The following is a 13,768-nucleotide window of genomic DNA, read 5'->3' as shown; positions in this document are numbered from 1 at the left end:
CGCCTCCTCAGTCACGCGCGGGGTCACCGCAGCCAGGGCGCGCAGGCTCTTCGCCAGCACGGTAGAGCCCTTCATTTTCGGCTTCAGCTCGGCGGGAATCTCAACCGGTGTGCCGTACAGTTCGGCAAGCTCCACCGCCAGGCGCACATAGTCGCCGCCCTTCGTCAGCCCACCAACCATCGGCAGCAGCAGACGCAGAACCTGCAACACACGCCAACCCGCCAGCGGACTAATAGCCGACACCTCACGCAGGGTCGCCACCAGGCGGTTCGCAAGGACCATCCCGTCCTCCAGAGCCCACTTCAGGGTCTCTGCGAAGGTTCCTGTATCCAGCAGGCCCGCCTCAAAGAGTGCCGCAATGGCCTCTGCCGCCGCCAGACGGTACTCAGGGTTCTTCGCGCTCGCCACATAGCCGAGCAGGGTGCAGGTCGGGGCGCCCACCTGCACGGTGGAATCCCTCAGCGCGCGCATCAGCACGGGGACGGGGGTTATGGTCTTCTCCTCAATGCACTGCGAAGCGGCGAACAGGAAGTATGCCGAGAGCAGGTCCGGGTTGTTCTGAAGCAGCCAGGACGCCCACTCGGTGAGCACGATAATATAGTCGCCCCGCCACCCATCGACGCTATCGAGATTCAGTAGGTACACGAAGGGAATCAAGGCGGTGTTAAGAGCTTCGTAGGCGATGGCTTCCTCGGGGCTCATGCCAGCGGTTGCGCGGCTCAGCGCCTCGCGCGCCTCATCTGCGGTATCCACGATGTCGCCCTTGACCTGCCACATGGGCTGGTACTTCACGAATTCCTCAACGTTAAAGTTTTCGAAGCCGGCCTCGCGGAGACGACCCGACCTGCTGGCATCCTGGTATTCCCAGACTCGATCATTGTCGAGACCACGGTTGAAGCCGCTCCAGGGCATATCCAGGCCAGAAACAGTGCGATAAGTCCAGTCGCTGTAGGTAAGCTGACGGGCGGGTAGTGGTGCGCTCAGCAGACGCACCGTGCGTCCTTCCGTGTGGTACTCTCCCCCTGCGGCGACGGCACGCATCTGCTCGCGGAAAATCTCATAGAGGTCACGGTAACCCTTCAACGGCTTGTAGTCAGCATTCCAGAGATGGTGTTTATTCTGAATAGTTAGACGTATCATCTCTTCCTTGCTCAAGAGCGCGTTACTCGGGCGAGCTCGTGCAACCATCTCACTACGGTCGGAATACTGCAGGAGCGGCGTCAGCTCGGGTAGCTCCCAGGATTTGCACCCCATGGCCTCGGCGTTAGCTTTCAATACTGCGCGGAGAACAGGCATGCACGCAACGTTGTTGTAGTAATATTCGCTGGCAATCTTGCGCAGGGTACGAAGCTGCTGCTGATCCACCGGTGCCAGCTGCCCAGTTGCTGCAAAGTGGTAAAGACGCACCAGGTTCTCACCAGTAGCGCGGGGGCTCTTCTCCCCCGCCACACGGCCGGAGGTGGTGTTCGATTCCTCGATCAGCAGGGCGCAGAACTCGTCCAGATCCGCAATGGGGGTGAACGACTCATGGCGCGGGGTACCGGGCAATAGCACCGGCGGCACCTCTACGGAGGCGCCCGCCGCCTCCCCTTCTTCCGCTTGGGGTAGGCGGTCTTCGGGCAGGCAGGCTTCCGCCGCACCGCGCAGTTCCAGGGGCAGCACCTCGTAGGCTTCGAGGACGCGATCAGCAATATAGTTGGCGAGCGCCACCTGCTCGGCGGTTTGCGCCTTCTTACGCTTGGCTTTGCTCACGCCGGCGTACTGGGTGGCGATGAGCTTGAGCAGGCGCAGGGCACCGCGCTGAATCTTCTTTTCGGTGCGGTAGAGGTTCGCGCCGAGTGCGTCGATGAGCTGTTCCAGGTCGACCTGTTCGAGGGGCTGCAGGTCGGGGGTCTTCTGCAGGGCGGCGGGTGCGCAGGCTTTGAGCACGTTCTGCAGCATGGTCTGGGCGAATCCGACGGAGGCGCTGGGCTCTGCGGTGAGGACAGCCATGAGCTGCCCGAAGCGTGCCCGGTTTTCTGCGTCGGTGGGCTGCAAATCGGTGTAGACGGAGTGGAACGCAGCCGAGTTGAATGCGCTGAAATCGCTGGTCAGGCCGCGTAGCAGGGCGTCCAGAATCTCGTCGCGAATGTCGAAGTATTCGCCCATGAGGCGGCACAGTTCCGCGCTTTCGCCCATGTAGTTGCCGTAGCCCTTGAAGAGCACCCCTTCGGTGCGGAAGACCGCCCAAAATTCCTGGTCGAGCAGGGTCATGTCACGGGTGAAGAAGGTTTTGAGCTGGGCGTGGTTGCTCGCGCTGTCCTTCTTCACGCAGGGCAGGGCCTCGTGGAAGAAAAGGACCAGGTATTCGGGGGCATCGCAGCTCAGGTTTCGGGCGCGAAGCAGCGTGTAGCAGGTTTCCCAGATCTTCTTCGAGCGCGCCCAAGAGTTCGGGAGGCCCTCAATAAAACGCAGAATCCACTCCTCGGGGCGTTCGGTGGCGCCGAGCAGGAACGCGTCAATCAGCTGCTGATCGGGTTTACCTTCCCAGAGCAGGGTGCGCATGGCGCGACCGGCGGAGCGGTGGTATTCCCACGGGTCGCCGTCGGGGGTGCGCACGAGCGCCCCGGCAACGTATGCGGCGAGCGGGGTGCGGTTAATGTAGTCGCTACCGATCACGCTCCTGGGGGTGAGGGTTCGGGCGAGGGAGGCGCGTTCCTCCTCGGTGGAGCCGCTGATGACGGCATGGTATTCCTGCACGTCAGTTGATTCTGCCGCCATGAGGGCTTTGAGGGCGGCGCGGCGCTCTTCGAGGGTACGCTCACCTGCGTTATGTCCACCGGCGTTGTGCTCACCAGCGCCGTGCTCGCTAGGGTTATGCGGCTGGGCGGTATCAGTCATCGGTACCTGCTTTCAGAGTTGATGGTGAATGGTCGTGAAGAGTTGAACGGAAGTGTTGAACGGGTGCGATATGAACGTTTTAGCCCTGCACCTGTTTGAGGATATTCCGGGCATACCGCGCCTTCTGCGAAGAACCGGTCAGCGAACCCAACCAGGCACGAAGCGGCTCATCCACCAGCTCCGCACGGGTGGCGGAGTCGAGAGTCGCCAACGCCTGGCTGAAAGCGCCCAGCAGCTTACCGAGCGAGTTCGCCCCGGTATCCAGATGCGGTATGAGGCGCGCGAAGAAACGCACCGCCGCCCGCGCATCCAGCTGGGCGAAGTCGGTCAGGGCGAGAGCCCAACGGTTCAGCATCGCCAGCGGCACAAAGTTCACGAACCCTGCCGTGGCGTCCTCAAGGCTGAGCTGGTCGTCCAGCACGCGGTGCATGATTTCCACGGCGAGGGAACGAATTTCGACGCGCTGCTCCGAGAAGCCCGCGGCGAACACGAACGCGCAGGCGGGCCCCCACACGCCGGGATGCGCCGCCAAAGCCAGGTAGAGCCCGCGGTCGAAGGCACTGTGATCCAAGACGTACCAGTTGCTGCTAGCGCAGTAGAAAGCCAGCGGCTCTGCCCGTGAGGGGTAGAGCAGGGCGTACTGTCCTTCTTCGTCGTGGTGGGCGGTGGCGAGGCCGCGGAAAGCGTTCAGCTCCGGGGTGGAAGCACCGTGCATCACCCCGTTCAGTTGAAGGCCCCAGCTCTTTTCCCGCTGGGCTACCGTGATGGATTCCAGGTAGGGGTTGACGCGCCCGGTGGCGAGAGTGCCGTCGAGGGCGGAGCGGAGCACACGAACCTGGGTAGGGGCAGAGCGCGGAGCATCCTGATCGGCGTTCTTCACGTATTGCTCTTCGAGGCTTTCAAGCAGGGTCAGCGCCTCAGCGCGACGGCTCTGTGCGTCCTGTCGCTGCTCATCGGTAGCGTACGGAGGCAACACCTCCGGCACACGCACACGCAACAGCGCCGCCGTGAAATCCGGGCGCAGGATGGGGGCTCCATCAGCCAGGTTCTTGACGTACCGGCGCACCAGGGTATCCGGATGCACCCACCCACCGAACAGTTCAGGGGTGGCGAGCGGCGTGTAGCTCTGCCTGCTCTTCAACACGCCGAGGGCATCCTTGAAGCCGGTGCTGAAGAACGCGGCGTGACGGGAGTACATGTAGTGCAGGTTCGGCACCGTACCGGGGTCTTCCCTCTGGGTCATCTCCGATGCCTGCTCGCGCTCACGCAGCTTCCCGGCGGCGGCAAGAACCGTCAAATGCACGCGCATGTCGAACCAATCCAGGCCCCAGTGGTTCAGCTTTTTCAGGCAGAGGGGAACAAGCTGTTCGAGCAGGTTCGGGCTCTGCGCGGTGCCGTCGGTACTGAGCAGGTAGGCGGTGAGCAGTTCCAGCTCCAGCTCGCATCCGGCGTGCGTTTCGGGCTGGTCTGCTTCGTTGAGCGTATCGGGGGTGGCGCAGGGCGCGACCTGGTGGTGCAGGAGCGCACGGGCGCGTTCTTGCACGTCAGATGCGGTAACGGGGCGCACGGGGGTGTCCCAGTACCGGTGGATGACGGCTCGGGAGGCGGCGGCCTCAATGCCTGCAGGTTCAGTGAGGGCGCTTTCCGCACCGCTCCCCTGTCCATTCTCCGGGTCGCGCGTCTCTTCTAGCAGCGGCGAGCCGTTCTCCTGAATCTGCGCCACGACAAGCGGATCCAGCTGGGATCGGTAGTCGCGGTAGAGTTCGCGGGCGCGCTCGGCAAACACGATAGTCTCAGCGCTCGCATCGTCTGCGGCGCCCGCCTTCACCCATTCTTCGAGGTGTGTGAGGGCGGCGGCTTGAACCTGCGCGTGGGTGTGGCTGAGCGCCATGACCACCGCGTCTTCGCAGGCGGCAGCGTCGAGGGTGCCCGCCCGGTAAAGCGCCTGGAGCATGCTCAGGGTTTTGAGTGCGTTTGCCTTGGTTCCGGCGCATACGGCGGGTGCCGCGTAGGCGAAGGCGGCGGCATCCAGCGCCTGCGGGTTTTTGCTCCAGAGGCGGTGAATATGCTGCACGCCGAGGGTTACGCTCGGACCGATGGGCGAGGAGAAAAGCGTCAGAAATTCGCTCTGACGTGCCGCGATTTCTTCGGCGGTGAGTTTGAGCCCGGTGACCAGGCGTGAGAACCAGCCGACCCGGTACGCCGGGAAGTCGCTCATGAGGGAGCTTAAGAGCGCGTCAATGAGGCGGTCGCGGCTAATCAGCCCGGTTTCGGTGGCTTCGATGAGGGCGCAGGACCAGCCGGGGTTGTTGACCTTCTGTGCGGGCTTGTAGGAGTCGCGCTGGGTGAGGGATACGTCCCGGTTACCTTCGACGGCGAGCATGCCCCAGATGAGCTCTTCACGCAGTTGCTGATCTTCACGCAGCAGCGGGAGGATCAGCTCGCGGTCGCAGTTGATGAGGGCGGTGTAGTATTCCTCGTTGTGTTCGAGGCGCGCCCCGCCGTAGAGCTCAGCTAGGCGCATCGCAACGCCTCCGGTGAACCAGCCGAACTCTGCGAAGGCTTTCACGCGGTCCTGCGTGACGGTTCCGGGCGTGTTTTTGCCGAGCTGGGAGCCGTAGGGGGTGGTGACAATGTCGAAGTACTGCCAGCGGCGGTAAATCTGTTCGAGGGTGCCGCCGACCGCCAGGATGTTGGCGAGGTTGTGGTTGAAGTGCATGATGTCGCTCCAGGTTTTCTGCTGCCTGAGGAGCGGGTAAATGACTTCGCCGGGGAGCGGCTCGGTGATGACCCCTTCGGGGAAGGTGTGCGTTTCGGGGCGTTTGCTCATGGTGGTCTTTCGGAAGGAAGCTGAGGGGAGCTTTTGGGGCGTCGTCTTTTAGTACGGTGCGTGGTGTGTCGGGGCGTTTACCCTAGCCGGCGGCGTGTTCGCGGCAGAGAATGCTAACCGCCAGCGCGTGCTTGCAGGGGCCGCGCGTACCGCGGTACTTCAACCACCAGGGGCAGGAGCAGAGGTACCCCTCCACAGCGTACGGGTCGGCGGGCAACACCACGGTGTACGTGTTCTCACCGCTGCGCACGCTGTACTCACCGGTGCCGTGCTCCCCCACACCAACCCGCTCAATAGCGCCGGAGTCGGCAAGCTTTTTCGCGCCGACCAGGCGCGGGTGCATGGCGGTCAGCGCCTCCGGATGCACGGGCAGCGGGCGGTGGAAATACTCGCCAGCATGCGCGTCAAAACCAACCTGACCGGAGGAAGCCAGGAGGGCGAGGGCGTCACGGGTTGCCGCCTCATCCAGTCCAGCGCGGGCAGACATGACGGGCACGTCAATGCGCGGCTCGAAGGAGAGCAGCACGCTGAGCATGTCGGCGTTCTGGGCGGTATTCGGGTTAGACAGCGCCTGCAGCACGGATCCCTCACCGGAGAACCCGCGTGACTTTTCGGGGCTCAGACCAATGCTCAGGCGCGCGCCGGGCAGGTGCGCCACCCACACGCTGGGCACGGGCGCGTTACCGGCGGTCACGGGCTCACTGTAGGCGTCCAGGCGCTGAATGTGGCGGATGAGCGGCTCAAGCACGCGCAGACGTTCGGGGCCCGCCACGCATACGGATCCGGCGGTGGCGCGGGTGGCAAGACGCAGGGAACGCACGGCGCGGGTCGCCCACAGCACCGCCTTGGTGCTGGAGTTACGAGGCAGGGAGTGGATGAAGGTTCGGGCGGCAGCAGCGTCCAGGCTGTGCACGGGGCTCATGCGGGATGAGAGCATCTGCGTTTCTGCAAAGCCTTTGAGCCAGCGGATGGGTAGCGGCACTTTTTCTTCCATGACGGAGCCGTCAAGGGTGGTGGTGAGCAGCCCGTCGTCGCCAACGTTCAGGTGGATGGGCTCCCCCGCCCGCAGGGAGGCGAGCGCGGCGCGCAGGGGCGGGTTGACGTCTACGTTGGTGACACCTACGGCGCTGTGGCTGGCGTCGAGTGCGCTGGAGTCAACGTCGAGGCGCGCGTACACTCCGCAGCAGGCGCTGAAGGATTCGAAGCGTAGGCCTTCGGCGGTGCTGGTGACGACGGGGTCTGCGGCGCGTAGGGCTCCGGCGAGGGAGCTGGGCGGTACGTAGAAGCGGGTGCGGGCGACCCTGGCGACGACGAGCAGTGCGGTGGCGTAGACGTCTGCCCGTTCGAGGAACCCGGAGAAAAAGTACGGGTGGGAGGCGGCGCCTTCGGGGGTGCTGCCGCCGCTGGTGGCGAGGCTGAGCGCGCGGGAGTCGGCGCCGTCGATGAGGGCTGACGGTGCGGTGTACGTGTAGTCGAGGGTGTAGGCGCTCATGGCTTCTTTGCCTTTCGTATGTGGTGTATACGTCCTATCATGCCGTAAAGATTCGCGCCCCGCTACCGCTTTCGTCATTGCCGTTTGGTGCATAAAAAATCCCCGGCATTCTCGGTTGAGAAGTGCCGGGGAGAAGCTCTATTTGGCTCACCCTTGATGGGGTGGGCGTGGGCTCTGATGAGAGGCGACTAGACGACAATCTGGCCGTTGAAGCGCATTGCCAGGCCGTACAGGACCACTGCGATAACCCAGATGACGATCACGGTGACGGTCAGGCGGATCAGGTTCTTGGACGCCATACCGGAGGAGTTCAGGGAGTTGGTCATACCGCCGCCGAACATGTCGGAGAGGCCGCCGCCCTGACCGCGGTTGAGCAGCACAAGCATTACTGCGATCACGCTGGTGATGGCGATGATGACCATGAGTACGTTCATGATAACGTCCATGGGGACCTTCCTTCGTTGTCTTCTGGTGGGGTGCCTGGGCTGCGGGGCGCAGACAGACGGGTTTAACTATACGCTACAGCCGCCATTCGGTCACGTTGAGGCGGCTTTTTACGCGGCGCGGTTGCTGCGGCGCTGGTATTCGCTGGGGGTCAGCTGCAGTGCTGCGGGGCGGTCGGTGAGCACACGCTGGGCCGTGAGTTCGTCGCCTTCGGTGTCGTAGGCGCGCACGTATCCGCCGTCGATGAGGTAGTAGGTGAACTGCTGCGCGGCTGCCCAGTAGGCGCCTCCTTCAGCGTAGAAGCCCTGGTCTACCCAGTCGCGCAGGGTGAGGGTGACGGGGATTTCCGGTGAGGAGGTGCGGCTGTAGAGCTGGTCGAGGAATGCTTCTCGGCGGCTCTCGAAGTACTGGTATTCGGGCGAGGGTTCCTGGTATTCTGCGCCGCCTGCGTAGCCGATGTTGCCGCCGTCGTTGCCGGGTAGGCGCGGGGTACTCACTTTGCGGTTGCGCAGGTAGCTGTATAGGATCATGCCGACGAGAGCCGCGATGACCAGGGAAAAACCAAAGCTGAACATGCCGTTAAGTGTACGGGGCGAACCGCGGGGTCGGCGTATTCTGGGCGGGTTTTGCGGTTAGGGGCGAACGCGCCCGGCTCTTCTCCCCCGCCTCATGCACCCGCCTCGCACATCCACCGCTATCTCCGGTGGCGGTTAAATGGTTCAGCGCCCGGTCGGATGAGTACCCGCCGGGCGCTGTAACGCTATGAGACGCTGTGGTGCGTCGGGGTTTTATGCGTCGAAGCGTGCGATTGCTGCGAATTCGTCAGCCTGCAGGGATGCGCCGCCGACGAGCACGCCGTCCACGTCTTCCTTGCCCATGATGGAAGGTGCGGAGGAGGACTTGACGGAGCCGCCGTAGAGAACGCGGACCTTCTCTGCAACGTCTGCGGAGTAGAGCTTAGCGATTTCTGCGCGGATTGCTGCGGACATTTCCTGTGCGTCGTCTGCGGTTGCGACCTTGCCGGTGCCGATTGCCCAGACGGGCTCGTATGCGATGACGAGGGTTTCTGCCTGCTCTGCGGTCAGACCTGCGATGGAGCCGCGCAGCTGCTCGAGGGTGTACTCGACGTGGGTGCCTGCCTCGCGGACCTCGAGGGGCTCACCGACGCAGAGGACGGGGGTCAGGCCGTGCTTGTATGCTGCCTGGACCTTTGCTGCGCACAGCTCGTCGCTTTCGTGGTGGTAGGTGCGGCGCTCGGAGTGGCCGACGAGCACGAAGGTTGCGCCGAGCTTGGAGAGGAATGCGCCGGAGATTTCGCCGGTGTATGCGCCGGAGTCGTGGACGGAGAGGTCCTGGCCGCCGTAGAGGATGTCCAGCTTGTCGCCCTCGACGAGGGTCTGCACGGAGCGGATGTCGGTGAAGGGCGGGAAGACGGCTACTTCAGTTGCGGAGAAGTTGAAGTTTGCGTCGTCGAGGGTCCATGCGAGCTTCTGGACGAGGGTGACTGCCTCTGCGTGGTTGAGGTTCATCTTCCAGTTGCCTGCGATGAGGGGCTTACGCGACATAGTTCGCTCCTTAGCTTTCCCGCGCGGTATGCCGGGCGGGGTTGTTGTTCGGAATTTTCCTTTTCTATTTTAGAGGGTTGGCGGCATATTTTCACTGGTTCGGCGCGGTTTTATGCTGTGCCTTGACTATTCTCACCCCGCGTTCGCTGATTGCGCGGAACCCCGGATACGAAGTACCGGCAGGGTGGAGCTTAGGGGGCTCTACCCTGCCGGTATTCTGCCGGTGATGTTTGTCTACGGTGTGTTAGTAGCCGCCTCGGAGAAGGTACGAGGTGTAGCAGAAAAAGACAATCGTCAAAACAATCACAAGAAGCGCGGTAGCGCGCGCACTTATGGCGAGGGAACGACCCCAAGGCAGCTTTCGGGTAGCGATCTTCTCAACGATGAGCGCCGCAAGAGCACAGTAGGTGAAGCAGACACACAGCAAAACAACAAACGAAATGATGAGAGTAGCCGTTGCTACCGAGGAAGATTCCCAATAGGCGTAATACATCCAGAGGTAGGGACTATTTGCAATGAAGAAGGCCGTGAAGCCGCCGGTGGGGAGGCAGATAAGCGAGTACAGGCCCATGCGCTTAGGCTCTGCGGGCGCGGGTGCTACCGCCTCGGCAGGAGCCGCGGATGCGGCACCATCTACGGCGGGGTCTTGCGCGGGACTCTGGAGGGCGGTTGCGGTAGGTACTGCAGTAGCTTCTACCGTGGTGCTTTCTGCAGCGTTGTTCTGCACGGTGTTTTCCTGTACAGCATTGCTCTGCGCCGTATTCTCCGGCAAGGGGCTGCCCTGCACGGCGCTCCCCTGTGCGGGTGCTCCGGGGTTCTGGGGCGACTGTTCCATATGTCTCCTAGGGTGGTTGGTCTGGTGTGGTTATCGGTGATATCGTGCGACTACCGGGAAGGTGGGTTCTTACACCTCTAGCCCTTCGAGGGAGAATCCCGGAGGGTACAGCGGCGTGGCGTCCTTATCGTCTTCCACCAGCACCCAACGGCCGCGCAGGTGCTCCGCACAGAGGAAAGCGTATTCTTCCTCACCGGTCTTCAAGAACTTATCGATGGGTAGCTTCTCCCCCGTTTCGGATACGTAGAAGACAGCCTCATCGCGAATACGTCGCCTTGCTTGGTATTCGCTGATATTACGGCTGTTCTGTTGACGTCTACCGATACCGGGAATCGTGACCTGTACACGGTACACATCCTGATTAGCAATAAGCCAACCGCGGTTTTCCCGGTAGAGCCGAAGAAGCTCCGGAGAAATAATCTCTTCCGGATTGATCACTTCAGAGAGCGGTTTGGTATCTCCGGTGTAGTAGAAATAGTTCAGGGCGGCATAAAAGTACGCCTGAAAAATATAGAAACCACCGCGGTTATACTCATTCATTCCCGGCTGCAGAACGGGGTAGGGTACATTCTGGGCGGCGCGTTCTTCGGTGGCGGGCACGTACCTGCCGTTGCGCTCGTAGGCAGTGTAGACAAGCAGACCGGTTGAATCACCCTGTTTGACAAGCTCATCGAACTTCTCAGCCGGCTCAAGGGAAGCCAGTACCTTATCTCGTTTGAAAAGACGTGCTTCTTGCTTTTCCTCATTGGTGGCGAGGATACCGGTCTGTCGACCAACGAAGAGAGCACCGAGGGTGCCCACGCCTGCTATTGCGAGGGCACGACGAGAAAAACGGGGCTTTCGCGGCTCCGACTGATGAGCAAGTAGCTGACCAGAAGATACCGGATGAGCTTCCTGGGAGGAGTTCTGCTGGATGCTCGTCTCCTGTTCCTTACGTTGGGGTCCCATGGTTATACCTCCTTTTCAGGGATGAAGTGAATATCCCATCCGGGATCGAGGAAACGCGAGCGCAGGGTGCCGTGGATTGCTCCGTCGCGGAGGAGTCCACGCGTATCAAAGTCAGTGATGGGCTGTAGCTGCCCGGTGTCCTTGCGGAAGACTTTAGCTTCGGGGAGGATGTCGAATTTGACGTTCCAGTCGAAGATTTTTTGTTCTTCGTTATGGATGCGCGGCTGCGCCTCAAGGATATGCATGGTCAGGATTTGTTGGTTGGGGGTAATAACCCAGCCTTTCCCTTCTTCAAAAAGGTCTTGAATGGCGGGGAAGAATAGTTCTTCGGCGGTCATTGCATATTCGAGGCGGCGCGAATCGGATGCCAAAAGCATATAGTTTTGGCATGCGAAGTAATACTCGCAATGATATTTCAAATATTGCGATGTCATGTCTCGACTGAATGCGTTCTCATAGTCGGGTGGCGGCGCAGAATATGCAGGGTGCTGCTGGTTTGCCGGGGTATAGATTCCAATTAGATCAGTCTCACGTAATTTATATTCACGCCGATAATCCTTATCGTCGTAAAACGGCTTATTTATCTTCTCGGTCATATTTATCCCTCCTTAGATTACGGCAAACATTTCAAAATTCGTCTCTATTTCGTATATCCAGCAACAGAAGCACCCTTGGGCAATAAGAGATCACCTTGCAGATTTTCGTCAACGCTTACCCAGCGTCCATCCAAAAATTCACCGTAGAAAGAAATGCTTGGGTGGCGGTCAGTGTAGAACATATCCCGAAAATATTTCACTTCACCGGTATCGCGATACACAAAATAGGCGTCTCCATATATCGACAATTCCGTCTACATTTGTTGTGAGTTAAAATATCTAATGCACCAGCTTAAGAAGAACACTCATTGTTCAGATAACAAATGAGATCATTAAACGAATAAATACCTTTAGCGAGTAAACATCTGACTTGTCTGAGTTAGATGCTTGAGCAGCATCGTGAGAGCCCCGTCGTGAGAACCTCAGCGTACTCACCTTGAAAAGGTACAGGGACGGCATACGCCTGAAAAGTAACCATATATTTAGCTTCCGGAAGTTGAAGTTGATGTGACGGTGAACGAGCTTCCTCGCCCACACCTCAAGGTAACACACGCACACTCTGCACACGAACTCAGTAGGACGGATTCCACCTCCCTCTGCTTCCACCTCCCATAGTCAGCCGCGAAGAGCCCACCGGGAAAGCCCAGCAAGAAACCCCCGCCAGCACAGTACCGAAAGTACTGCCCGGCGGGGGTTTCTAGAAAAACTACAGCTGCCCGAATCCTTGCGGGTAGATCGGCTCGTAGGTGTTGCGGTTGCTGTAGCCGTCGCGGTCAACCACAATCACCCACTGCCCACGCAGATGCTCCACAGCCAGCGAGAAACGCCCCAGATACTTCAAATATTTGCGGATATCTTGCTTCTCCCCCGTCTCCTTAACATAAAACGCAAGGTCCTTAGCCTTAGTCGTGTACAGGGTGCTCACCAGGATTTTTCGGCTCGTATTTTTAGCCTTTTCACCGGCGATAAGATCATCAGCAACATTGGCGCTCAGCACATTCTTATCAGCCGAAATAACCCATCCGCGCTTCTCCCTGTACAGGCGAAGAATTTCGGGGTGCAGCACCTTTTCCGGGTCCGTGACCTTAGAAAGAGGCTCCGTATCGCCCGTGTGGTAGAAGTAATTCATCGACGCAAAGAAGTACGCCAAGAATGCGTACAAGCCAGCGCGGTCGTAGTTATCCATTCCGGGCTGCTGAATAGGGTACGGCACGTTCTGCGCAGCCTGCGCCTCGGTGGCAGGAATGAAGCGCCCCTTACGTTCGAATGCCGTATAAACCAGCGGCCCGGAGGAAGGCCCCAAGCTGTGGAGCTCATCGTACTTCTCCGTGGGTTCCAGGCGCACAAACTCCTGGTCACGCTTCTTATCGGCCTGGGACTCCGAGCCCGTCCCGTTGAGCAGTTTAGTGCCCCAGCCAAAACCTATCGCGACGAGGGCGGCACCGGCGAACACGCCAGCTCGTATAAACTTGGCGCGAGAAATCATAGACCTCATGAGCGCTCGTTGCTCGTTGTATCCGGGTCCGCCGTATCCGGGTCCACCAAAGTTATTCGTCATGTTGCTCTCCCCTCTCCTAGCTCAAACTATTTTCTGGGATGAATTGGACGGGCCTCCACTCATTCGTGAATTGTGTGCGTAGAGTCCCGTGTATTGCGCCGTCACGGATCAGGCCGCGCGTATCAAAATCAGTGATGGGGTACACCTGGTTTGTGTCTTTGCGGTACACCTTAACTTCGGGAAGAATATCGAACCGCACGTTCCATTCCACAATTTTTAGCGTCTCGTCGATGAGGCGCGGCTGCCCCTCCAGAAGGTTCATGGTCAGAACCTTAGAGGCAGGCGTGATGACCCAGCCTTTACCCTCTTCGTAGAGGTCCTGAATGGCGGGGAAGAACATTTCTTCGCTGATATTGTCGATCCGCAGAACTGCCGGTTCCGAGGCGAGAATCATGTAGTTTTGGCAGGCGTAGTAGTAGCCCAGGTAGGGGCGCAGGTTTGACACCTTGTAAGCATTCGGCGTGTACCTCACGCCCGGGGCGGGTGCCGAGTAGGCGGGGTGGTCCCGGTTTGCGGGTGTGTAGGGCCCGATTACGCAGTCGGCTACATACGGGTATGTTCCGGTGTAGTCTTTTTCGTCAAAGAGCGCTTGAGTGTCTATGGGCATTCTTTCCCTCCCT

Annotated in this window: 12 protein-coding genes; all 12 read right to left on the bottom strand. The window is 60.2% G+C overall.

Going from position 1 to position 13,768, the window contains the following annotated elements; translation table 11 throughout:
• Positions 1–2,880: endonuclease (locus HMPREF2605_RS07170; protein WP_070847587.1), on the bottom strand; the 2,880-nt coding region annotated here is incomplete at its 3' end.
• Positions 2,881–2,959: 79 nt separating this feature from the next.
• A complete protein-coding gene (locus HMPREF2605_RS07165; protein ID WP_070847584.1) occupies positions 2,960–5,710 on the bottom strand; it encodes a DUF6493 family protein in 2,751 nt (916 codons plus the stop codon).
• An 82-nt stretch (positions 5,711–5,792) separates the two neighbouring features.
• Complete coding sequence (locus tag HMPREF2605_RS07160) at positions 5,793–7,202, bottom strand: SWIM zinc finger family protein (protein WP_070847581.1); 1,410 nt, start codon at positions 7,200–7,202, stop codon at positions 5,793–5,795.
• A 188-nt stretch (positions 7,203–7,390) separates the two neighbouring features.
• Positions 7,391–7,648 carry a preprotein translocase subunit SecG gene (secG, locus tag HMPREF2605_RS07155; protein WP_005506130.1) on the bottom strand — a complete coding sequence of 86 codons (258 nt, stop codon included), beginning with the start codon at positions 7,646–7,648 and terminating at the stop codon, positions 7,391–7,393.
• Positions 7,649–7,756: 108 nt separating this feature from the next.
• Positions 7,757–8,221, bottom strand: coding sequence for a hypothetical protein (locus HMPREF2605_RS07150; protein ID WP_049354610.1), 465 nt, complete (start codon positions 8,219–8,221; stop codon positions 7,757–7,759).
• 213 nt (positions 8,222–8,434) lie between these two features.
• A complete protein-coding gene (gene tpiA / locus HMPREF2605_RS07145; RefSeq protein ID WP_049353119.1) occupies positions 8,435–9,211 on the bottom strand; it encodes a triose-phosphate isomerase in 777 nt (258 codons plus the stop codon).
• Positions 9,212–9,455: 244 nt separating this feature from the next.
• Positions 9,456–10,046: a hypothetical protein gene (locus HMPREF2605_RS07140; RefSeq protein ID WP_049345376.1), complete on the bottom strand. Its 591-nt coding sequence runs from the start codon at positions 10,044–10,046 to the stop codon at positions 9,456–9,458.
• A 69-nt stretch (positions 10,047–10,115) separates the two neighbouring features.
• Positions 10,116–10,994, bottom strand: coding sequence for a DUF6318 family protein (locus HMPREF2605_RS07135; protein WP_070847579.1), 879 nt, complete (start codon positions 10,992–10,994; stop codon positions 10,116–10,118).
• Between the two features lie 2 nt (positions 10,995–10,996).
• Complete coding sequence (locus HMPREF2605_RS07130; protein WP_070847576.1) at positions 10,997–11,590, bottom strand: DUF6318 family protein; 594 nt, start codon at positions 11,588–11,590, stop codon at positions 10,997–10,999.
• A 44-nt stretch (positions 11,591–11,634) separates the two neighbouring features.
• Positions 11,635–11,811: a hypothetical protein gene (locus HMPREF2605_RS09550; RefSeq protein ID WP_168167595.1), complete on the bottom strand. Its 177-nt coding sequence runs from the start codon at positions 11,809–11,811 to the stop codon at positions 11,635–11,637.
• Between the two features lie 485 nt (positions 11,812–12,296).
• Positions 12,297–13,085 carry a DUF6318 family protein gene (locus tag HMPREF2605_RS07125; protein WP_246828185.1) on the bottom strand — a complete coding sequence of 263 codons (789 nt, stop codon included), beginning with the start codon at positions 13,083–13,085 and terminating at the stop codon, positions 12,297–12,299.
• Between the two features lie 79 nt (positions 13,086–13,164).
• Entirely contained in the window at positions 13,165–13,755 is a 591-nt protein-coding gene (locus tag HMPREF2605_RS07120) for a DUF6318 family protein (protein WP_070847572.1), read from the bottom strand.
• Between the last annotated feature and the right edge of the window lie 13 nt (positions 13,756–13,768).

It is taken from the genome of Rothia sp. HMSC065C03 (assembly GCF_001837295.1).
Classification (GTDB): domain Bacteria; phylum Actinomycetota; class Actinomycetes; order Actinomycetales; family Micrococcaceae; genus Rothia.
This window is presented reverse-complemented; position numbering and strand designations above follow the sequence as displayed.